This is a genomic window from Albibacterium sp., from assembly GCF_035514885.1.
In the GTDB taxonomy this organism is placed as follows: Bacteria; Bacteroidota; Bacteroidia; order Sphingobacteriales; family Sphingobacteriaceae; genus Albibacterium.
In genome coordinates this window covers 175,996-199,185 of sequence record NZ_DATJCH010000010.1, presented here as the reverse complement: position 1 = coordinate 199,185, position 23,190 = coordinate 175,996, and the positions used below count along the sequence as shown (strand labels likewise).

23 protein-coding genes are annotated in these 23,190 nt (G+C 36.0%); 5 read left to right on the top strand and 18 right to left on the bottom strand.

Annotation, left to right across the window (positions count from 1 at the left end; translation table 11 throughout):
- Positions 1–8: 8 nt before the first annotated feature.
- The 6 genes from VL047_RS03560 to VL047_RS03535 form a co-directional block, all read right to left on the bottom strand.
- A complete protein-coding gene (locus VL047_RS03560; protein WP_325358586.1) occupies positions 9–3,128 on the bottom strand; it encodes a TonB-dependent receptor in 3,120 nt (1,039 codons plus the stop codon).
- Between the two features lie 221 nt (positions 3,129–3,349).
- The gene (locus VL047_RS03555) at positions 3,350–6,259 is read right to left on the bottom strand and encodes a triple tyrosine motif-containing protein (RefSeq protein ID WP_325358584.1); all 2,910 of its coding nucleotides are present in this window, start codon (positions 6,257–6,259) and stop codon (positions 3,350–3,352) included.
- A 96-nt stretch (positions 6,260–6,355) separates the two neighbouring features.
- Positions 6,356–6,538 carry an Arc family DNA binding domain-containing protein gene (locus tag VL047_RS03550; RefSeq protein ID WP_325358582.1) on the bottom strand — a complete coding sequence of 61 codons (183 nt, stop codon included), beginning with the start codon at positions 6,536–6,538 and terminating at the stop codon, positions 6,356–6,358.
- 60 nt (positions 6,539–6,598) lie between these two features.
- Positions 6,599–7,453, bottom strand: a complete 855-nt coding sequence (locus VL047_RS03545; RefSeq protein WP_325358580.1) for an SPFH domain-containing protein — start codon at positions 7,451–7,453, stop codon at positions 6,599–6,601.
- 161 nt (positions 7,454–7,614) lie between these two features.
- Positions 7,615–8,160, bottom strand: a complete 546-nt coding sequence (locus VL047_RS03540; protein WP_325358578.1) for a type 1 glutamine amidotransferase domain-containing protein — start codon at positions 8,158–8,160, stop codon at positions 7,615–7,617.
- Between the two features lie 88 nt (positions 8,161–8,248).
- On the bottom strand, positions 8,249–8,818 hold the full coding sequence (locus tag VL047_RS03535; protein ID WP_325358576.1) for a 2'-5' RNA ligase family protein: 570 nt from the start codon (positions 8,816–8,818) through the stop codon (positions 8,249–8,251).
- Between the two features lie 143 nt (positions 8,819–8,961).
- Here VL047_RS03535 and VL047_RS03530 point away from each other — a divergent pair, with 143 nt between their 5' ends.
- Positions 8,962–10,098, top strand: a complete 1,137-nt coding sequence (locus VL047_RS03530) for a DEAD/DEAH box helicase (RefSeq protein WP_325358574.1) — start codon at positions 8,962–8,964, stop codon at positions 10,096–10,098.
- Between the two features lie 103 nt (positions 10,099–10,201).
- Positions 10,202–10,519 (top strand): hypothetical protein, encoded by a 318-nt coding sequence (locus tag VL047_RS03525; RefSeq protein WP_325358572.1) that lies wholly within the window; start codon positions 10,202–10,204, stop codon positions 10,517–10,519.
- A 6-nt stretch (positions 10,520–10,525) separates the two neighbouring features.
- Here the strand turns inward: VL047_RS03525 and VL047_RS03520 are convergent, their stop codons facing one another.
- The 8 genes from VL047_RS03520 to VL047_RS03485 all read right to left on the bottom strand — a co-directional run bounded on the left by VL047_RS03520 (position 10,526) and on the right by VL047_RS03485 (position 15,191).
- A complete protein-coding gene (locus tag VL047_RS03520; protein WP_325358570.1) occupies positions 10,526–11,143 on the bottom strand; it encodes a DEAD/DEAH box helicase in 618 nt (205 codons plus the stop codon).
- A gap of 120 nt (positions 11,144–11,263) precedes the next feature.
- Complete coding sequence (locus tag VL047_RS03515; RefSeq protein ID WP_325358568.1) at positions 11,264–11,797, bottom strand: GNAT family N-acetyltransferase; 534 nt, start codon at positions 11,795–11,797, stop codon at positions 11,264–11,266.
- Between the two features lie 57 nt (positions 11,798–11,854).
- On the bottom strand, positions 11,855–12,427 hold the full coding sequence (locus VL047_RS03510; RefSeq protein WP_325358566.1) for a HipA domain-containing protein: 573 nt from the start codon (positions 12,425–12,427) through the stop codon (positions 11,855–11,857).
- Complete coding sequence (locus VL047_RS03505) at positions 12,331–12,603, bottom strand: HipA domain-containing protein (RefSeq protein WP_325358564.1); 273 nt, start codon at positions 12,601–12,603, stop codon at positions 12,331–12,333. Before VL047_RS03505 ends, VL047_RS03510 begins: the two co-directional genes overlap by 97 nt.
- A 29-nt stretch (positions 12,604–12,632) precedes the next feature.
- Positions 12,633–12,908, bottom strand: a complete 276-nt coding sequence (locus tag VL047_RS03500; RefSeq protein ID WP_325358562.1) for a hypothetical protein — start codon at positions 12,906–12,908, stop codon at positions 12,633–12,635.
- Position 12,909: 1 nt separating this feature from the next.
- The gene (locus VL047_RS03495; RefSeq protein ID WP_325358560.1) at positions 12,910–13,194 is read right to left on the bottom strand and encodes a helix-turn-helix transcriptional regulator; all 285 of its coding nucleotides are present in this window, start codon (positions 13,192–13,194) and stop codon (positions 12,910–12,912) included.
- 636 nt (positions 13,195–13,830) lie between these two features.
- Positions 13,831–14,898 carry a permease prefix domain 1-containing protein gene (locus tag VL047_RS03490; protein ID WP_325358559.1) on the bottom strand — a complete coding sequence of 356 codons (1,068 nt, stop codon included), beginning with the start codon at positions 14,896–14,898 and terminating at the stop codon, positions 13,831–13,833.
- A complete protein-coding gene (locus VL047_RS03485; protein ID WP_325358557.1) occupies positions 14,844–15,191 on the bottom strand; it encodes a PadR family transcriptional regulator in 348 nt (115 codons plus the stop codon). Before VL047_RS03485 ends, VL047_RS03490 begins: the two co-directional genes overlap by 55 nt.
- Positions 15,192–15,238: 47 nt before the next feature.
- On the opposite strand from VL047_RS03485, the gene VL047_RS13555 reads away from it, so the two are divergent.
- Positions 15,239–15,469, top strand: coding sequence for a DUF3738 domain-containing protein (locus tag VL047_RS13555; protein ID WP_414635303.1), 231 nt, complete (start codon positions 15,239–15,241; stop codon positions 15,467–15,469).
- A gap of 81 nt (positions 15,470–15,550) precedes the next feature.
- On the opposite strand, the gene mnmE is transcribed toward VL047_RS13555, so the two are convergent.
- Entirely contained in the window at positions 15,551–16,909 is a 1,359-nt protein-coding gene (gene mnmE, locus VL047_RS03480; protein WP_325358555.1) for a tRNA uridine-5-carboxymethylaminomethyl(34) synthesis GTPase MnmE, read from the bottom strand.
- Positions 16,910–16,970: 61 nt separating this feature from the next.
- On the opposite strand from mnmE, the gene VL047_RS03475 reads away from it, so the two are divergent.
- The gene (locus VL047_RS03475; protein WP_325358553.1) at positions 16,971–17,813 is read left to right on the top strand and encodes an MBL fold metallo-hydrolase; all 843 of its coding nucleotides are present in this window, start codon (positions 16,971–16,973) and stop codon (positions 17,811–17,813) included.
- A gap of 44 nt (positions 17,814–17,857) precedes the next feature.
- Here VL047_RS03475 and ypfJ read toward each other — a convergent pair whose 3' ends face one another.
- Entirely contained in the window at positions 17,858–18,706 is an 849-nt protein-coding gene (ypfJ, locus tag VL047_RS03470; RefSeq protein WP_325358551.1) for a neutral zinc metallopeptidase, read from the bottom strand.
- Positions 18,707–19,025: 319 nt separating this feature from the next.
- Here ypfJ and VL047_RS03465 point away from each other — a divergent pair, with 319 nt between their 5' ends.
- On the top strand, positions 19,026–19,886 hold the full coding sequence (locus VL047_RS03465) for an RNA polymerase sigma factor RpoD/SigA (protein WP_325358549.1): 861 nt from the start codon (positions 19,026–19,028) through the stop codon (positions 19,884–19,886).
- A gap of 81 nt (positions 19,887–19,967) precedes the next feature.
- On the opposite strand, the gene htpG is transcribed toward VL047_RS03465, so the two are convergent.
- A complete protein-coding gene (gene htpG / locus VL047_RS03460) occupies positions 19,968–21,857 on the bottom strand; it encodes a molecular chaperone HtpG (RefSeq protein WP_325358547.1) in 1,890 nt (629 codons plus the stop codon).
- Positions 21,858–22,119: 262 nt separating this feature from the next.
- Positions 22,120–23,163 (bottom strand): porin, encoded by a 1,044-nt coding sequence (locus tag VL047_RS03455; RefSeq protein ID WP_325358545.1) that lies wholly within the window; start codon positions 23,161–23,163, stop codon positions 22,120–22,122.
- Between the last annotated feature and the right edge of the window lie 27 nt (positions 23,164–23,190).

Sequence of the window (23,190 nt, the reverse complement as noted above, 5' to 3'; positions counted from 1 at the left end):
TGTCATTATTAAAATGTTACGTTAAGACCCACCATAAATGATCTGGCTTGTGGATATATCCCTCTATCGATACTTAAAATACCACCACCTATTTCAGGATCAAATCCAGAATATTTGGTAAGCGTAAATAAGTTTTCTGACATCACATAAATCCTGGCTTTTTGAAGACCAATTTGCTTTGTCACTGGAGATGGGATTGTGTATCCTAATTGAAGAGTTTTCAAACGGAAGAAATCACCATCTTCTAAATAGAAATCAGAAGGATTAGCGAAATTGTTATTTGGGTCGTTATCGCTTAGTCTAGGGAACGAATTTGAAGAACCTGCACCTGTCCATCTTCCTAAAGCTTTACTTGAATAATTTGCATTATTGATATCCAATCTTCTCAAGCCTTGGAAAATCTTGTTTCCGGCAACACCTTGTCCAAAAACAAGTGCATCAAAACCTTTATATGCTACATTCAAAGTAAATCCAAATGCCCAGGTAGGAGTCGGATCGCCAATAAATGTTCTATCATCACCGTCAATATTTCCATCCTTATTTATGTCTGCCCATTTAAAATCACCTGGTTTAGCATTTGGCTGAATTAACCCGCCATCTGCATTGGTATAAGCATTAATCTCTGATTGATTCTGAAAAATACCCAAGTTTTCGAAGCCATAGAAGGAGTTATAAGAATGACCAACCATGGTACGTGTGATATTGTAGCTAGAAGACTGGAAACCAGCACCATTAATAAAGCTAACTCCTGCACCAATATTGGTCACCTCGTTGCGTACATACGAAGCATTACCATTAATAGAGAAATCAACCTCACCAAATTTATTATTGTAACCCAACTCTAACTCAACTCCGGAGTTTTTCATGTCCGCAACATTCGCAGCAGGATTACCAATTGCCCCTACGTAATAGGGTATACGCGGATTCTGCAATATTCCTTTTGTTACCTTATTATACCAGTCGAATGTAACATTCATCTTATTAAGGAAAGTCAGATCAAAACCAATATTAGTCTGGCTTGTTTCTTCCCATCTTAAATCTGGGTTTGAGGGTGCATTTGGGCTATAACCAACCGTGTACATGTCAGTCATACCAATTGTATAATTTCTACCTCCACCAACTGTGGCGATGTAAGCAAAATCTCCAATATTATCATTACCTACAACACCATAACCTCCACGTAATTTCAAGATATTAATGGCATCAACATCAGCTAAGAAATCTTCCTTAGATGCTACCCAACCCAAAGAAAATGAAGGGAACACACCATATTTATTATTTGATCCAAAACGTGAAGATCCATCACGACGTATTAATCCTTCTGCAAGATATTTTTCTTGATAGTTATAATTTAAACGTGCGAAAAGTGATGATACAGTATGTCCTGCATTTTCGTATCCAGATGAATTTCGCTGATCTGTAGGTATATTATAATTTAATGAAGCATCGTCAAAATTATCAACCGGAATATTATAATACGTTACATTCAAACCTGTTGATCGATTATCATAATAAGCTCCCTGGCCTATCAAAGCACTAAAACTATGATCACCAACTAAGCGTGAATAAGATACCGTATTTTCAAGATTCCAATCAAATCCTTTACTTCTGTTTCTTGTAAAGCTATTCTGTGCGTTCTGATTAGTCGCATTTAAATAGAATACAGGTGTGAAACTCTCGTTACCCCAATATGATAGTTTAGACCCTAAAGTAGAACGGAACGTTAGACCTTCGATAGGAGAAACTTCAGCATACACATTTCCAACAATGTTGTCTGACCATCCATAATTTCCAAGACGTGTTTGCATATATGCCAACGGGTTGGTCATCTCCTGAGTTACATATTGCGAAATTCCATACGGATTTCCATTTGCATCACGCACTACTGCATTTGTACTATAAGGTCTGTTTGGAGAATTAATGATATCAGGATCAGTCTCAACAACAGGTGTTATTGGATCTAGGTTAATAGCTGCTGAAAGAGGGCCACCAAATTCACTGTTTGTATTTCCTAATCCTTGACTCTTCTCATGAGAATAACCAAGATTCTGTCCGAATTTTAACCAAGGTCTTATTTTATGTTCTGAGTTAAGACGTATGTTAATTCGGTTATAATTAGAAATCTCACTTGCAACTATACCATCTTGTGACAGGTATCCAAAAGAACCATAGAAAGTTGATTTGTCATTTCCACCACTTATACTTAGCTCATGGTTATGACGCTGAGCACTGTTATTGAAAATCTGTTCCTGCCAATCAGTTCCTTCACCAAATTCCTGAGGATTAGCAAAAGGCATAGCATTTCCGGCAGCTAATGCTGATTCATTTCTCAGCGTTGCATATTCCGTAGCATTTAATAAACTTAGTTTACGGGCAGGAGCCGACGTTCCATAATAGGCATTGTAATTAATACGCATTGCTCCAGCAACACCTTTCTTGGTAGTTACAAGTATAACCCCTGCAGCGGCTCTGGCACCATAAATCGCTTGAGATGAAGCATCTTTCAAAACTTCAATCGACTCAATATCTGATTGGTTAAGGTAACTGATTCCACCAGCGTCAACCACTACTCCATCAACAACCCACAATGGATTATTATTTCCGAAAGTAGTAATACCACGAACGCGGATTGTTGCAGAAGACCCAGGCTGACCCGAATTACTTGCAATAGTCAATCCTGAAGTTCTTCCTTGCAATGACTGCTCGATTCGAGTTACCGGCATTGTTTCAAGGTCACTTCCTTTCACGCTACTGATAGCTCCTGTAACAACACTCTTTTTTTGAGTACCGTATCCTACCACAACTACTTGTTCAAGTTCAGTCAAGTCTTCGCGTAATGATACGTTGTAAACACCTGACGAGTTTACCAAAACTTCTTCAGTCGCCATTCCTAATTGTCGAAATTCTAGTGTAGCACTAGTCATAGAAAGTGTCAAACTGTATCGGCCATCAATATCTGTACTGGTTGAGGATGTACCTCCCTTTACAGAAACTGTGACCCCCGGTATGGGATTGTTATCGGCGGCTCCGATAACTCTACCGCTTACTTGTAAGTTCTGGGCAGATAGCTCCAGAACAGACATAAGCATACATAATAACATGAATACTTGTAGAATTCTCTGTTTCATAAAATGAAATTAAATTAACATGGTTTAAAAATTTAGTTATAGGGCTTCCTTAGGTTAGTGGAAGTACGAGGATGAAAGTAGATAGATAAAGAAAGAAAAGAAATTATCGACTGGCTACAATACCCCTACATTGAATTTTTCAAGCATACTAATGGCACTACATTACCACTACATATACTTTATATATAGCTATATATCAATGATTTAAATATTGAAAAAAATTATTCTGCTGTAAACTGCAATAAGTAAGTGTGTAAGTTAACTTCTGGGCTAATATTTAGCTTTTTACGTAGCCTATAGCGGCCAACTTCAACTCCTTTTATGGTAATATTCATTAGTTGAGCTATTTCTTTTGAGGATAAATTCATACGCAAATATGCGCATAGCTTCAACTCGTTTGATGTTAAATCAGGGTGTCTCTCTTTTAAATTAGAAAAGAATCCCTCATTTGCATTATTAAAATGTATGCTGAATTTCTCCCAATCTTCATTGGTACGTTCTCCTGATTTAACCAATCGCATCAATTGTCTAAAACTGATGGACCCCTGATCAGAATCTTGTTTCTTTAAGATTTCGTGGATTTTGTCTTTGATTTTTGATAGAACCTCACCCCGTTGCACCAAATGCATTGTCAAACTCACTAACTCCCTATTCTTAAAGTCCAGATCAGCTTTTAATTTCTCGTTCCTAAGTCTGACTACTTGTTTTTCACGATGGTCTAATTCAAGCTGTCGAAGGTACAGCTCATTTTCATGTTTCAGCATTAACTTGCGCTTCTGTCTTTTTATATAATAATATAGAAGCGCTAAAAATACCAGCACATATATAATATAACTTAGCGTGTTTGCATACCATGCGGGTAATACATAAAAAGAATATGAAAGGACTTCCGATTCACTTCCATTACTATTTCGTGATTTAATATTGAAGGTATATTTGCCAGGCGACAAATTAGTATACTCTTTATCACTTTTGCCATTCCAAGCTGACCAATTTTTGTCAAAGCCTTCCATTAAATAGCTGAACTCAACATTCCTCAATTGATCGTAGGGGGTACTTGAAAACTCAAATTGGAATGAATTCTGTTTATAATTCAATTCAGCCAATTCTTGTGGAAACGAGCCATGCCCACCGAATAATATTATCTCATTTTTTTCAGCATCAATTGCTTTTACGATTCTTAGTAATATATTAGGCCGCGATATTCGTTCTTTGTATTTATTGTAATTGAGAAGAATGCCACCTTTGTTTGCTCCAACAAATACATGATCATTATCTAAGGCATAAACCGATTCAAACCCTCCTAATACCTTCCCATCCAGCTCAGGAAAATAAACCAAAGTATATGGAACCTCACCGTTTGGCCTTGAAAAATCTAACAGCCCAAGTTTCTTTTGGCTAACAAACCAAATATTTCCTGATTTATCTTCATACATATATTCGGGAGAGACATCTTTTAAAGATTCAAATACGCTTGATTGAACAAACTTATCCTGTGATATATCGTATTCAAGAATACCATCCCTAGTCGAAACCAGAATATTATTTCTAATATAAAATAGATAATTAAACAACGACGAGCTCAACCCCTCATTTACGCCATACTCTTTTTGTTTTACAACACTTTTCAAATCTTTTGACAAAAGCAATTTGAAAACTCCGCGATAAGGATGTGAGACCCACACTGCATTTTCTCTTTCGTCATAATGAATGAAACGTAAAGATTCGTTTGACCCTTCTATTTCTTTTGGATCATAAAACTGACCGTTCTCAAACGAGATAAGTTTAAGTCCCCAATAGGTTCCGGCAATAATGTTCTGCGACGGATACACCCTCGATACTGGTGTAAATAACCAGGTTCCCGGTGATGTATAAATTTTTCTTGCATCAAACCCATTAACATTAAAGGCTCCATCCTCATGCCCCATCAACAAATTACCATTAACCTCATTCAATACCCACACCTGACCATCGGTACCTGCTATTTTAACAAATCTCGAATCCGCCATCCCTATATTCTTCAAATCTTTATTTTGAATGGTAGTTGCATATAACCCATTAGATGTACCCACATATAATTTTTTATCAAATAGGTACATTGCATAGGTACTGATGGGATTGTCCTTATCCGGATTGATATATTTTATGGGACTATTAATAGCAATAAAGTCTATTCCATCATCCAGTGCAAGCCAAATATTCTTATCACGATCAATAAAAACATCTCGAATATTATTTTTCTGCAGTCCCTCACCATACATATACTTCTGCACGATCTTTCCTCTTTTATCCATCACCAATAAACCCGACGAAGTGGTTCCAAAGGCAAATAAATCATCAGAAATTCTCTCACCACAAAAAATCCTGTTAGTAAACAGTATATCATCAACTTCTGTGTGCTTTGGAATTAGTTTGTTATCAACAAGATAGAAAAGTCCCTTTTTTAGGGTTGTGACAAGCAAGGTATCCTGACTATAAGGAAGCATACGCGTCACGGTAGAAGCATCCAGATCTGCATGATTAGCTAAGGGCTTCCAGAACCCTTCATCAAACCTCATCAAACCCTGATCTTGAGACTGTGCATATAACTTACCATCAATCTCGCTCATAAATTGCCAAGTGGTTTTCGGCTTATCAACTGTAATACGTCCCCCCTTATATCGAAAGATGCGGTAGTTTGTCATAAAGAAAACACCATCATCCACAATATTAATACGCCATACATCTGCAAATTCACGTTCAGTCTTAGCAATTAACGATATAAGAGAATGATAGCGTAAGGTTCCAGTTTCATCTGCCTCAAAATAACCCAATTCATCTTGTCCTCCAACATAAATCCGATTAGCTTTGTCGACAGCTACCGAGCGTATAACTGTATTATTTGGCAAAGGTAACACCGACCATTTATAACCATCAAAGGTCATTAAACCTTCATTATTCCCAAAATACATGATACCCTGAGAATCCTGAGCAACGCTCCAGTTCTGCAGTCCACCTTTATAAACTTCATTGGAATAATTTATAATTTGAGGTACAGCAATGGTACGCTGTGCCGAAGCATTAGAATTAATACCGAAAACAACAGCTATAATAATAACCAAATAGCGGTTCATCTGAAAAAAATGCTTCATGCTTTACTCACATCAAATAATATTGGGCGATTGGGGCTAAGATAATAAAATACTCTGATCGACTATAAATACATTAGGTTTTAGTGTACCAATCCTTTACTTATCGTTTTTACCGGCAATATCATTTTTCTTAATGTTTTTTCTACGTGTACGCAAAGCCTCATTGAGCAAATATTCAATCTGACCATTCGTGCTTCTAAATTCGTCAGCAGCCCATTCTTCTAATTCCTTTAACATCTCCTGATTTATCCTTAAAGCAAACGCTTTTTTTTCTCCCATCCTTATTCTGTTGAGTAGCCATGGCATTACACAGAACACCATGGCTACTTATTGTCCTACTTAATTATACAATGTACCAGCATTAACTATTGGCGAAACACTTTTCTCACCACAAAGTACTACCAGTAAATTACTGACCATAGCAGCCTTACGTTCTTCATCCAAATGCACGATTTCCTTCTCAGACAACCTCTCCAAGGCCATTTCTACCATACCAACCGCACCCTCAACAATTTGTTTTCGTGCTGCAACAACAGCAGTAGCCTGTTGCCTTTGCAACATAGCACTTGCAATTTCTTGTGCATAAGCCAAATGAGTAATTCTTGCTTCTATTATATCTATTCCTGCTCTTTCTAAACGCTCGTTAAGCTCTTTTTCAAGCATCGCACTTACTTGTTGTGCACCATCTTTCAAAGTAATGGAAGCTTCCTCATCCTCAAAGCTATCATAAGCAAATAGATTTGCCAAATGCCTTACAGCAGCTTCGCTCTGAACTTCTACATATTGAATATAATCATCAACTTCAAAGAGTGCTTTTGCTGTATCTTTCACCTTCCAAACGGTTACTGCTGCAATTTCAATCGGATTACCCAACTTATCGTTCACCTTCATCTTATGTCCATTCAAATTTCTAGCTTTTAATGAAACCTTGCGTCTAACAGCTAAGGGATTAACCCAGAAAAAGCCATCCTTCTTTATAGTCCCTATATATTTTCCAAAAAGAATTAAAACCTTAGAATCATTCGGGTTTATAATAGTAAGACCTTTAATAATAATCCCAGAAACAATGATACCCACTATAATAAAGGGTGGAATATTATATAAAGCACCTATAAATACGGTAATAAGGGAGATCAATAGACAAACAATAGCTGCATAGCCTGATAGTGCGGTTGTGTTTTTTTCTTCTTGCATAACAAATGATTTAAAATGATATCACAATGATATCAAAAATTATTTATTGTACAAAAATTATTTTAAGATAATTAGGTACTATCAACTAAAAAAATGAGTCGATTAATTTAATAATCGACTCACAATCAATATTACTATTAAAATAAATTATAGGCTTAGAATTAATGAACTCCCTCAGCGAATTCTTCAATCATTTTTCTATTAAAGGCATCCAAATCTTTTGGAGAGCGACTTGTTACTAATCCGTTATCAACTACCACTTCTTTATCGACCCAATTTACACCGGCATTGATTAAATCCGTTTTGATAGATGAATATGAGGTCATTTCCTTTCCGGATAACATACCCGTTTCAATCAAAGTTTGTGGACCATGACAAATTGCGGCAATGGGTTTTCCGCTTTCTAAGAATGCTTTGGTAAATGCAACAGCATCTTCATTTTTGCGAAGCTTATCCGGGTTCATAACTCCACCCGGTAATAATAAGGCATCATAATCATCTATTGAAGCTTCGCTAATATTCTTATCTACTTTCAATTCTATTCCCCAGTTATCCTTATCCCAACTACGAATAGTTTCTTTTTGGGGAGAAATAATATACACAATCGCACCCGCTTCTTCAAGTGCAGACTTTGGACTGGTCAATTCTGATTCCTCAAATCCAGATTCCGACAACACAGCTACTCTTTTATCTTTTAATTTTGACATTGCTTTTTGTGATTAGGTAAATATTAAAAACACGTTGTTTTTAGTATTGTTTTCCGTGATGTTGATTATTACATTGATTCCTAATTAATCAAAACAGACTCAACTGCGTATCAGCTGCATACATGTCATTCAGCAAAGGAATTATTTCTACAATATCGTATTGTCGTCTCTGACTATTAAACTTACGAATAACAAATGCTTCGCATAAATCTATCGCATTAAATTCGGTGAATAATTCACTCGCTATATCCAAACCCTCTTTTGATAATTTTCTACCTACAGACATATGAGGTGAATTATATTTATTGATAAGTGAATAAGGCGATGCTTTTTTAATCTGTTTACAGTAATTAACTATAGTTTGAGAGGAACTCCCATCCAACTTCACATAAAATGCAAAATATGGTAAATGCTTAAAATGGCTAAGCCCTTCATAGGCAATATGAAAGGGTGCAAAACCAGCCATAACCTTCTTAAAATAAGATAAAGCAATAGAATATTTCTTCTCATCTAACTCAAATTCAAATAAACTAATATGAGCTTCAGAATTTGCACTACCATAATGTCCAATTGCATGTCTTAACTGTTGTTTCATTTCTTTTACTCTTGAAAGAATAGGCTCGGTTGGTTGAATGGCAAGTGAATATTTCTGTATCATTACATTTAGCGCTTGGCAATAATTATTCGTGGTTGTCTTTAGAAATAAGTCTCTATAGATAAATTCAAAGATATATTTAAATGCGCTAAACATCCAAAACCCATTTCAAACCAATTTTTACCTACTTTTACAGAAAAAACAATATGTCTTTTAGTTCATTAGGTCTTTCTAGCGTTTTATTAAAAACCTTGGCTGATCAGAATTTTACTGTACCTACCCCTATCCAAGAGAAGTGTATCCCTGCAATCTTAAATAAACACGATGTTTTGGGTATTGCCCAAACTGGTTCGGGGAAAACTGCAGGTTATGTTTTGCCAATTTTAATGAACTTACAACAAACTGCATTAGTTAAAAATCGACATGCAAATGTATTGGTTCTAGTACCCACACGTGAACTGGCAGAACAGGTGAAAGATGTTTTTAAGACTTTCAGCAAAAACCTTTTGCAGCCAGTTAAAACTTTAGCGGTATATGGCGGCGTGTCCATTAATCCACAAATGATGGCTCTTCAAGGGGTCAATGTACTTGTTGCCACTCCAGGAAGACTATTAGAACTACTCAGTTCAAATGCAGTTCATCTTTCTGCCATTGAAACTTTAATATTAGATGAGGCTGATAAAATGTTGAATTTGGGGTTTAAAGAAGACATGGATAAAATCATAAGTCTTCTCCCTCAAAAACGTCAAAATATTTTATTTTCAGCAACACTAAGCAAGGATTTACAAAATATCCATCAGCTTCTGCTAAAAGAACCCACTGTTATTGAAATTGGAGCTGAGGAATACTCTCTTGACTTGATAAAACAAGTGGCTTATATTGTTTCGAACGAAAAGAAAGGTCCATTCTTGCGCTACCTGATCAACAACCATGAAATGAAACAGGTGTTGATATTTGCATCTTCCGTGTATCAAGTTGATGCAATTGTAAATAAACTTCGTAAAAACAACATCGATGCTAAAGCAATTCACAGTAAAAAAAGTCAGGGTTCCAGAACAGAATCTTTAGCAAATTTCAAATCTGGTAAACTTAGAGTATTGGTTGCAACCGATTTGATGGCCAGGGGAATTGACATTAATTTCTTGCCCTTCGTTATTAATTATGAATTACCTCGCTCACCAAAAGATTATATCCACCGCATTGGCAGAACTGGACGTGCAGACTCACCTGGCGATGCTATTTCTCTGGTAAGTCCGAGCGAACTTGATCATTTTGGAGTAATCCAGAAGAAAATGGGAAAGGAAGTAGAAATAATTGATAGTGAACAAATTAAAATAAAATAAGAGCAAGATAAGTTTCTGTGTTTTGAACCAAGATAATGTACCAGCATTCGATTTTACAGACACGGGATTAAATAATACCTAAATACTGTATATTTGCGGGCATATGGGTTACGCAAAAGAAAGAGTAAAGCTTGAAAAGCTATCGACAAAAGTTAGTGCTTTAACAAATTACGATGACAAAAGTCTAACGAGTATTACAGATATATTTGAGCAATATTCTCATTCCATTAGAATATTAAAGAACAAATCTCCTGAAATATTTATGGATCAATACAAAAACGAACTAGAAGAGGTAAAACTTCTTAAACGTGCGTTAAAAGTGGGTGAAGAAGCTGATCGGGAAGATAACTTTGCTAAATACAGAGATTCATTATTAGCTGCATTAAACAGCGCCATTACTCTAATAAAGGGAACGGTATAATCAGATTTACCCAACCTCTACTACTTGCACAAAGGGCATAAACTCATCCACCATAAAATGTAGTTTTTTATCCTCCACGGTGCTAAATGTCAGATACTGAACTTTGCCACAGCTTCGGGCCAATTCCTTAACAGGGTTCTGCATACCTAACCTGATAATTTCCTCGGCATCATCGATGACAAAAGTTTGAATGCGATTCAGATTAAGACCTAATTTCAGGTATACCTCTCGAGCACACTTTGGAGTAGCAACTACAATATCCGTCCCCAGGAATAAACCATCCACCTCATCTTTCATGCTTCTACTCGTGGACAGCATAACCACATGAAGATCCTTATTCTGACTGATCTTTATGAACTGCTCTACGATTTCAGCTCCTCTATCTTCATTTGGAGTCAAAATCAAAAACTTTGGAGCCTCATCCAACGATTCCTTCAAACGCATCAATACTCCCAACACATAGGCAGTCGTTTTACCCGAACCTTCAGGAGCAATACCTATAAAACTTTGTCCGCCAACGATGCGAGACATAACTTTCAACTGAAACTCAGTAGGTGTGTTATAACCCAATTTATTCATTGAAGAGTGAAGGGCCTTACTAAGCTTTAATTTATCTAGAGACATAAGGCCAAAGGTAGAGAAAATAATACCCCTTCGGGTATAATATTTAACCACAACAGTCTCTTCATACCCTAAAGGGTATAAAAATAAAAAACTTAAAAAGAATTAATCTAAAAGAATACTTCAATCTTCGGGAGGTTCATATAACATACCAATACACAAACAACTTCTGTTGCCAGTTTTAGTTAGTAACTCATAATTTGCACAACTCATGCAACCTTTCCAGAACTCTTGGTCTGTTGTTAATTCGTAAAAACCTACTTGTTTATAACCCAGAGCTGTATTTAACTTTATTGTAACCGGGTTTGTTGTTATGCCAAAAATCTTCGAGTGGGGATATTTTAACCGAGAAAGATTAAATATAGCCTCCTTTATCTTCTTCCCAATACCATGTTGCCTATAATCTTCATGTACGATTAAACCTGAATTTGCTATATACCTCTCATGTTCCCATGTTTCCATATAACAAAAACCTACTATCTTTTCACCATCTAATGCCACGACCGCCTTCCCTTCTTCCATCTTTTTAGCAAGATACTCCGGAGTACGAGGAGCTATACCAGTTCGTCTCGCTTTAGCAGACTCAATAAGCATAATAGAAATAATTTCTGCGTAAATAGTATCAGAACTATTAGCGATCCTGATTATAATATTCATGGTACGGGATTCTTTAATTATGCACTAATATACAGTAACAAATTATTGTCTCATAAATCAATCTACAGAATTAACCGTTCCTGTTTTGAATGCAGATCTCATTAGTTCTTGGTCCGCCCTGGAAATTCCAATTCCTTTAGAAATGGATTCCCAATCTTTTACTGAACTTATAACTTCATCAATTATAATGTTCATTTTAGCATTATTAAGTCTAAAATACTCACCCACACTCTTAGCTAGTTCAAAATCTAAATCATTATTATTCATATCGATATTTAAGGCTAGCCCATCTTTATCAACTGAAGGATGAAGATCATAAGCCGGAGATAGTTTCCATCCATCTGTACTCAAAATAAAACCATGATTCCGAAGATGATCATCAGTATTAGATACAGCTATATTAAAAATAATTCTCCGCCACAATTGCTCTAAATTTTCATTCACATTATGACCATAATCTTGTATAAACACAACGATATCAAGATAGCCAGCAGGGTTATCCCTTATAATATCTTCGTTATTTCCAGTCATAGTCATTGCTGATGAAAAATGAATTCTACCCGTTCCAATTCTATCAAATCGTTTGGTAAAAAATGTATGATAATGACCGCTAACTTTTCTAAACGGCATTCAGCCATTTCAATACCTGCATTGGTAGCTAATTTATACGTCAAGAATTCCCACGCAGCTTTATCGACTGTATCATTTTTTGAAGGAAACTTCGCTATCCATAATTCATTATTTTCATCCAAATTATTTGCTTTTGGTCTAGCACCACCTAAAGATAAGCCTGGAGCAATGAGCAATTTCAGCCACTTATTGATAGCTTCATTTTCTACATCATTCTCATATTGAACAACGGCCTGTTATCAGGCATGCTATCTAGAAAAACACCGAAATTCTCTTTATTATTGGAGAATTGTTGCCCCGAATAGAACTGAATATCGGGATCAATTAATCTTTGAGTATCCGTTTTTAACCATTGTTTATTGTATTCAAAACTAAAAGCTTTGCGTCCTTTTGCCTGATGAGCGGACAAAACACCTACTAATGTCGGCTGAGGTAAACCTACCCAAGCCGCATATACGTATATATCTGTTTTATTAACCATCTTACAATAAATCTAAATCTTGAAGTTTACGTCCGAGAACATCATCTGCAGCCAACTTTAAAAAATCATCTTGCAGACCTAAGACACGTAATACATTGAAGTACGCTCCCATGGCGACACTAGTATCCCCTTTTTCGACCAGATACAAAGTAGAACGTGCAATACCTGCTCGCTCTGCAACCTGTACGGCAGTCAACTTTCGTCGTTTACGAGCCAGTTTGATATTCTCTCCCATTTGTTCGAGTAAACTCGCGAATTTTGGTAATACAATTTGCTTCTTCATCATTCAAGATTGTTATTTCAGACAAAAATAACAAATATGTTCGAAATAACGAACAATACATTAAAGCTAACTTAATGGTGCTTGGTGCTCGGTAGCGTTTCCTAAAATAAATCTTTTATTAATATTGGACAGGTAAATGCCTATAGTCATATTGGGAATTATAGTGTCTAAAGAAGTAAATATAGTATTAAAAGGCAATAAACGCTATTATTGATCTATGAATCAAATCTGTACATCAATATCGCGCAAAGCAAAAGCGGTTGGTATTCATGCTGATCGGCTAGTTCTACTGCTTTTAGATAAATGGTTCGGGAATCAATGCGACTTTGCCTTGGTTTCAAAAATAAAATGCCTCATAATATTAATTTTTAAATCTTTTCTCGATTTCTCTTATAGATGCTGCACCTTATGGGTTTACCATAACGATCGGTATTTCCTGTTTTAAACACAACAATTTTCTTAAAAGAGTATTAAAAAAGATCGCTTTTTGATAGCAAGTACATTATCTAACCTTATTTTCAATAGAAACAAAGCCTATATAGCGGAGCCTATTCATGGTATCAATGAAATTATACATTTCGAAACGATGTTTCAGTTTAAGAATAACATTCTGACTCTTCTGTCTTGCAAAACTTTACATCATACCTTAGATAATTCTTGACTTAAAGAGGTTTTTAATCCTATATATCGGCCAAAAGCAACACCACCAATTAAAGCTACAGTGAAATATGCTGTGTAATAAGTATTTCCTCTACCTAGATCCGCACTTATTCCAACGGAAACTTCTAAGATAAGTCCAAGTAAAGTTGCAGCTATTATGTATTTATTTATACTAGTGGATTTATTATAAAAAGCAATTAAAAAACTAGCACAAGCATAAACACCAGCAAACAATAGCGATTCCACAACTATATTATCAAGACGAAGGGCTCTGGTAGATGCTGCAAGAATTTCAATTAACATCCCAAAAGAAATAAGAAACCACATCGAAGGCTGCGCGAATAATGTCTTTAAGGTATGTTCGCTATTATTGTTAATACTAAATACTAAAGTTAGAAAAACACCTACAACACTTATAATCAATAGATATAAGCTAAATTCAGTTAAACCACTATTAAAATTATAAATTGCATAGTTTATAGACATTCCCGGCATTAGCTTTGAAAATGCAGGTAAGTAAAGCATTTTAATTAAAACGGGAATACTAGTTAAAATGATAAATCTACTAGGTTTTTGTGCAACCTGCGTTTCAATATATGATGAAATATGCATTCTATATTTAGCCAAAGTCCAAAGTCCTATGATAATAAGCACATTAACAGTGGTAATGATTATTATGGCTGTTGATGACGTACTAAACTCTCTGAAAACGATATAATAAAGTGCCGCTAACAAAAGTATTAACAGGGATGGGATACCGTAAATAATGTTGAAACCCACTAAAAGGTAAGCCCAAACCTTACTCGTTTTAAGTGAAAAATTAATCTTGCTATATTCTTCTGTTAAAAGGTCAGGATTTCCAATTCGTTTTTTAGCTATAATAAAAGATTCTTCATCAGTTAAGCCCTTTTCCATCAATACTTCTGTTGAGTCATTGAGGTGACTTATTAATTCATTCCTATCTGATTCAGTTAAGCTACCCTGCTCTTCTATTAAGCTGACGTAATTGTCGATTTCGTTGGTAAGATTGAAGTTGGAAGATTCCATAGTTTATTGATTAGGTCGTTAATAAAGTTTAATTGTGAATACTGTTCTTCTAATTCTTTTTCACCGTTCTTTGTTAAAATATAATATTTGCGTTCTCGGCCAGATTCTGCCTTCTTCCAGGTGCCTTCAATCCAATCCTTTGATTCCATCTTTTTAAGTATAGGATAAAGTGTTCCTTCTGCAATTTTGAGTTCTCCGCCAGTTTTATTTTTTAGTTCTTGTATGATTTGATAGCCATAACTTTCCTGTCTTCTTAAAATCAGAAGTACTAAAGGGGTTAAAGAGCTAGCCATAAATTCCTTATTCAATTCTATCATAAACAAATATACATAGAAGTTCTATGTATGTAGAGATTTTTATAAAATTTATATTACTTAATTTTAAGCTTAGCGGAGAAGGAATTCAACTAAAAAGCGTTGCTCAATACCTTGAAGATGTCGGCTTGGTAAATATGCCTGTGGTAGACCAAACCAATAATATCGAGCGGTACGACATCACATTTACTTTCATGCCTAAAAAGGGAACGTACAAAAAGATACGAAACAAACTAATAACATCAGAAAATAAATGAAAACAAAAAACCCTTATAGCACATGACTATAAGGGTTTTAATACGATTTATTACGATTCTGTTATCGTTGTTTACTGTTAGTTACTTCCCAATACAAAACTTAGAGAAAATATTATCCAGCAAATCATCCGTAGTCACCTCTCCCACAATCTCACCCAAATAATGCAATGCTTGCTTAATATCCATTGCTAAGAAATCAGAAGTAATCGGATTATCTACATTCTCTAAAACACGATTCAATGCCGTTTCGGTGTTTTTTAAGGCTTCTACATGACGAATATTCGTCAAAATAGTCTCATTGGTATTCAGGTTCTTAATATTAACAGTTTCGAGCAAACTATCTTTAAGTTCATCTACACCCACATTAGATCTGGCAGAGATAAAATGAACAGGAAGCTCTTGCAATTGCACTTTCTGAACATCACTCAACAAATCCGATTTATTGATCAATAGCAAATAAGGTATATCTTGTTTTTCCAAACCAGCAATCTGATTAGCAATATCATCAAAATCCTGGAGAGCATCTGCCATATAAATAATAAGCTTGGCTTGCTTCATTTTTTCCAAAGTACGCTCCACTCCTTTTGCTTCAATTAAATCCGCTGTCTCACGAATACCTGCCGTATCGATGAATCTAAATATAACACCGTCGATGTTGATCTCATCTTCAATCGTATCGCGTGTAGTTCCGGCAATATCAGATACGATAGCTCGCTCTTCGTTTAATAAGGCATTCAACAGGGTCGATTTCCCTACATTGGGTTTTCCGGCAATCACAATGGGAATACCATTCTTAATTACATTTCCTAATTCAAAGGAGGTAATTAAACGGGCAATAACTTTATTGATCTGCAAAACCAGCTCCTTCAATTCTTCACGATTAGCAAACTCAACATCCTCTTCAGCAAAATCAAGTTCAAGCTCAATCATAGAAGCAAAATGAATCAGCTTCTCACGTAAGCCCTGCAACTCATTGGCAAAACCTCCACGCATTTGCTGCATAGCAATATCATGCGAAGCTTTTGAATTAGAAGCAATTAGGTCAGCGACCGCTTCGGCTTTGCTTAAATCAAATGCGCCATTTACAAAGGCTTGAAGTGTAAACTCTCCTGGTTTTGCAGCACGCGCACCATTCTCTATCAGCAGATTGATAATGCGTTGAATAATATAGCTGGATCCATGACAAGATATCTCTACTACATTTTCCTTGGTATAAGATTTTGGTGCAAGAAACAGCCCTACAACAACTTCATCCAAAATTGCATCTTTATCCATAATCAACCCAAAATGAAGGGTATGGGACGCCTGTTTCGTTAAGTCTTTACCTTTAAAAACTGAATTAATAATAGAAATCGCATCAGGTCCCGATAATCGGATAACGCCCAGTGCCCCGCTTCCGGTTGGTGTTGATAAAGCAACAATTGTTTGCACATTATTCATATCCACAAAGATAGAACTATATCAATGTATTCTGAAAATTGTACCTTCGTAAAAAACTTTTATGAATTTATACAGCATTGATACTGGTTTCTTTAAGTTAGATGGTGGTGCCATGTTTGGAGTGGTTCCTAAATCAATATGGAGCAGAACAAATCCTGCCGATGAAAACAACCTTTGTACCTGGGCAGCACGCCTATTGTTAATCGAAGATGGAAATCAGCTTATTTTAATCGACACTGGTCTTGGTGATAAACAATCTGAAAAGTTTTTTAGCCATTATTATTTACACGGTGACGATACCTTGGATAAATCACTCCAGAAACATGGTTTCAATAGAGATGACATAACCGATGTTTTCTTAACGCATCTCCACTTCGATCATGTTGGTGGTGCGATTAAAAGAGAAGGTGATAAACTGGTACCCGCCTTTAAAAATGCGAATTTCTGGAGCAATAAAAAGCATTGGCAATGGGCCACAGAACCTAATCAGCGAGAAAAGGCATCTTTTCTAAAGGAAAACATTCTTCCTATTCAGGAAAGTGGGAAATTAAAGTTCGTAGAAGATAAAGAATCAGGAATACTTCATCCGGATATCAGCATCCGATTTGCTTTCGGTCACACAGATGCGATGATGCTTCCCCAAATAAATTATAAAGGAAAAACAATCTTATATATAGCTGATCTGCTTCCTTCCGTCGGACATATTCCTCTTCCATACGTAATGGCTTATGATATGTTTCCTTTAAAAACGCTGGAAGAAAGAACTCATTACTGGAAAGAAATTGCAGATAATGACTATATTTTATTTCTGGAACATGATCCGGTAAACGAGTGCTGCACTTTACAACACACAGAAAAAGGTGTCCGATTAAAAGACACCTTCACACTTTCTTCTATTTTATAGTACTGAGGCAAATAAAAACCACGAAAGGCCCTACAATATCTAAACTATTGCAGTCCCAATTCAGTAAACGTATCACCTTGGTTTACATCACCTCCCTGGTAACCCTTTTTAAACCAATACATACGTTGCGCCGAAGTACCATGCGTAAAAGTTTCCTGATTGGCATGACCTTGCATTTTCTCTTGAATGGTGTCGTCGCCTACGGCATTTGCTGCACTTAAAGCTTCTTCGATATCTCCTGCCTCTAATTGATCCTGATTATAATGAGACCAAACACCGGCATAAAAATCAGCTTGCAACTCCAAAGCAACCGATAACTGATTAGCCCTTGTTTCATTTGAACTTTGCATGGCTTGTTGTGTCCGACCACTAGTTCCTAATAAGTTCTGAACATGATGCCCAACTTCATGTGCTATAACATAGGCGATTGCAAAATCACCGCCTTTTGCACCGAAACGAGTTTTTAACTCATTGAAAAACACGAGGTCCATATAAACAGTTCGATCAGCCGGACAATAAAAAGGCCCGGAAGCAGAACTTGCACCACCACATCCTGTTTGTACAGCATCTGAGAATAAAACTAATCTAGGATTCTCATAGGTCAGATTATTCTCCTGGAAAATCTTTCCCCAAATATCTTCTGTATCGGCCAACACAACAGATACAAACTCTCCCATCTGCTTATCAGCCTCACTTAACTCAACAGTTCTTTCAGTACCTTGTTGAGGCTGTGTCAATTCTGAAGGGATAACCTGAGAAAGATCGGTCCCGGTAAACATCTGTACCAACAAAACAATTACACCAATTACTCCACCACCCAGTAACATTTTACCACCCGACATACCTCTGCGGTCATCCATGTTAGAACTTTGTCTGCGTCCTTGCCATTTCATAATTAATTTTATTTTACGTGAAAATTAGATAAGCGATATTTTATAAAAAATACGAAATATGTTGTTATATTTAAAAATCTAACCTTTATAACACAAATTATATGCCTAATTTCTCATTTGAAAATCACAATAAAAGATCTTTCATTAATTGCAGGAATTACACTCTTAATTGGAACAGTTTTTGCGCAAAGCTTTTAATTAGAAGAGTTTGATAAATCCCTCTTTATCAGAGAACTTTTCGCCATTTTAATCGTTAAATGATTATATTTTATCTATTTTTGCACACTTTTGCATCATAGGAGCAACTTAACATTACTTAATGAGACAGCTTAAAATTACACAATCGATTACCAATCGTGAATCACAGTCATTAGACAAGTATTTACATGAAATTGGAAAGGTCGATCTTATTACTGCAGAGGAAGAAGTAATTCTTGCTCAAAAAATTAGAGAAGGCGATCAAGCCGCATTAGAACGTTTGACAAAAACGAATTTACGTTTCGTGGTATCAGTAGCGAAACAGTATCAAAATCAAGGTCTAACCCTAGGTGACCTAATAAACGAGGGAAATTTAGGCTTAATTAAAGCCGCAAAAAGATTTGACGAAACAAAAGGATTTAAATTCATTTCTTATGCCGTATGGTGGATTAGACAATCAATTCTACAGGCCATCGCTGAGCAATCACGTATTGTACGTTTACCTTTAAACCAAGTAGGTTCGTTAAGCAAAATCAGTAAAGCATTTTCAAAATTAGAACAAGATTATGAACGTGAGCCTTCGCCAGAAGAATTAGCGGATCAACTTGAAACAACTGTTGAGAAAATCTCGGATACATTAAGTAACTCCGGACGACATGTTTCAATGGATGCTCCATTCGTTCAGGGTGAAGAAAACACACTTCTTGATGTTCTTGAAAACCATGATCCTAACACGGATAACAGTCTAATTGACGAATCCCTTTCAGAAGAAATCAGAAGATCATTGGCTACATTAACAGATAGAGAACGTGAAATCATTGTATTGTTCTTTGGATTAAGCTCTAACCACCCACTTTCTCTTGAAGAAATTGGCGAACAATTTAACTTAACAAGAGAACGTGTGCGTCAAATTAAAGACAAAGCTTTACAGCGTTTACGCCACACATCAAGAAGCAAAATATTAAAAACTTACCTGGGTTAATACTCAGATTTATTTAATATCACATAAAAAAAGCTTGGACAAATTGTCCAAGCTTTTTTTATGTTTATAGAAGTGCTTATTCTAGATCAGACTAACACTGCGTTTAACGAAGTCTGTTAATTCAGAACCAGTAAGCAAGCCTCTGCTCAACAAAGCTAAATCAAAAGCTTGTTTCGCCAACTTCTCTTTATTTGCTTCATCTTCTTCCGCTAAAATACGCTTAATCAAAGGATGATTACCATTAACAGTTACCTTATAATTATCAGGCAGACTTCCGTAAAAACCCATTCCTCCTCCACCGTTCTGAGCCATCTCTTTCATACGGCGCATAAATTCATCCATGGTCACAGTAACCGGCATTGCATCTTCTTTTAATGCAGTAATTTCTACCTGATAGGTATCTTTATGAATGGTTTTCTCAAAGATGGATTTAACAGAAGCACTTTCTTCTTCAGTTAATGCTAATTTTTGATCATTATCTTCCTTCTTAATTAACTGGTCGATAACATCTGAGTCAACTCTTTTCAATGAGGTCTTTTCTACTTTCGATTCTAAGAAACCAACAAAGTGACTATCTATTGGCGAATCAAAAACAAGCACATCATAACCTTTTTCCTTAGCAGATGCAATAAAACTATCCTGATTGGCTGTATCGGTACTGTATAAATATACTACCTGACCATCTTTATCATTTTGAATATCCTTCACTTTCGCAGCATATTCTTTTAATGTAAAGTATTCATTTTCTGTATTCTTAACCAAGCAGAAATCAGTTGCCTTTTCAGCAAACTTATCATCGGTCAGCATGCCGTATTTTACAAACACACCAATGTCATTCCATTTTTCTTCAAAACCTTTGCGGTCTGTTTTAAACAGCTCACTTAGTTTATCAGCTACCTTTCTAGTAATATAGGTGTTGATTTTCTTTACATTGCTATCAGCCTGTAAGAAACTACGAGATACGTTCAATGGAATATCCGGCGAATCAATCACACCATGCAATAACATCAGGAATTCCGGAACGATGTCCTTTATCTCATCGGTAATAAATACCTGGCGAGAATAAAGTTTAATCTTGTTTTTCTGAATATCCAGCTCATTCTTAATTTTCGGGAAGTATAAGATCCCTGTTAAGTTAAACGGATAGTCTACATTTAAATGGATCCAAAACAACGGATCTTCCGCAAATGGATATAGTTCACGGTAAAAAGCAAGGTAATCTTCATCCTTCAATTCAGAAGGAGTCTTGATCCATGCTGGTGAAGTGTTGTTAATTATATTATCAACTTCTACACTCTTATATTTTGGTTTACCCTCTTCATCTTCTCCATCAGGTTCAGAAGTTGTTTTTGTACCAAATTTGATTGGCACTGGTAAAAACTTACCGTATTTTGTTAGAATTTCTTGCAAACGTGATTTACCCAAAAACTCTTCAGAATCAGCATTGATATGTAAAATAATATCGGTACCTCTTTCTGTCCTATTTCCCTCTGATATTTCAAATGAAGTACTTCCATCACATTCCCATCTTACCGGCTCTGCACCATCCTGATATGATAAAGATTGAATTTCTACCAAGTCGGCAACCATAAATGCAGAATAGAAACCAAGTCCGAAACGTCCTATAATCTCATTAGCATCTTTTGCTTCTTTAAACTTCTCAACAAATTCTTCAGCGCCCGAAAAAGCAATCTGATTGATATATTTTTTAACCTCTTCGGCCGTCATTCCAATTCCCTTATCCGAAATAGTAATGGTCTTAGCCTTTTCATCCAATGAAACGCTTACAGTGATATCGCCTACCTCTCCGCCTATTTTACCCAAAGAAGATAAGCGTTTTAATTTTTGAGTAGCATCAACTGCGTTAGAAACCAACTCTCTCAAGAAAATCTCATTATCTGAGTACAGAAACTTTTTAATTACCGGGAAGATATTCTCGGTATGGATAGAAATATTACCTTTTTCTTTCATATTGAATCTTATAAATTTTAGTCTATATCCAATTAATCAAGGAATGTTCCAATTGTAATATATAGCTATTAAAAGTTATAAATCAGTCACTATGACAGTTATAACTGCCATTTATTTCGCTTTACTCAAACAGGGGTTAAACAGGGGTCAAACAGGGACCAAACAGGGGCAAGACTCGCAAATTACCCTTGTTTGACCCCTGTTTAACCCTTGCTTAACCCCTGTTTATCTAGGATGAAGATTCAGGCAGTTATTTCAAAGGTTAAAAGGCGTAAACCGCGGCTATTGAAAATTGAGATGCATCTTTTGTAGCAGCATTTGAAGAATCGAAAAAGACGGCATCCGAATTATTATCGAACCGTACTTCCGGGATCAGTGTTAATGGTCCGGCATGAACATTAGCAGATAAGGTAAAAGCTAATATCTTTGCTCCTTCAATATTAACAGCATCTTCGATAATATCTTTCCGCTTAAAATATTCTCCCCTAACCCCCAATGATACAGTTTCAGAAAATGCTTGTTGAACATATAGTGCTCCGCCAGAATAACCTCCGGCATCATTAGATGCGCTATAATCAGCTGCGTTTAAACCCAATTTTAATCCGCTGCCTAATTCATAGGAAGTAGTTAGATCGTAAATCGTTCCGGAAGGATACCCTGTCAGGAAATTAAGATAAGCACTCCAACCCTCCACCGGAGCCAAGGAAAGCTGGGCTCCGAAATCAGAAACTCCGTTAAAGTCCTGATATACATTCCAGTCATTAAACAAACCTACCATTAGGCCTACTTTATCAGAGAAAGCATAATTAGCTTTGATACCCGCATTTTGAAAAGGTCCTGAAGAGAAGAGATACGAGGTTGAATAGTTAAAATTACCGGTTGGTGAGATAATCTCATAACCTATAAAGGTTCCCATATAACCAGCAGTCATTGAAAACTGATCGGTAAACTGATAATTCACATATAGGTTCTGAATATGAAAACTATTGCCATCTGAACTGTTGGGAATAGAGCCGCTTAATAAACTTGCATTTTGTCCCCTGGGACCAAAGGATAGGTCGCCCACAAAAGAAGCCTTTCCTACTTTCTTTTTTGCGATCAGGTTAATCATCCCCAATGAAATCGAGTTTTGTTCATTTGCAAAGTAGGTTGGGATATTAGAAGAGCCATCTTCTGTTTTATACTTAGAGAAATCATATTTGTAATAGGTATCTACAGAACCGGAAATTTGTAGTTTCTCATCATCTTGCGCATAAACACTGCCAACAAGTAAAGAAATAAGGATTAAGAGGAGTTGTTTTTTCATTTTTTCTATTTTTAAAGGTTAATCATT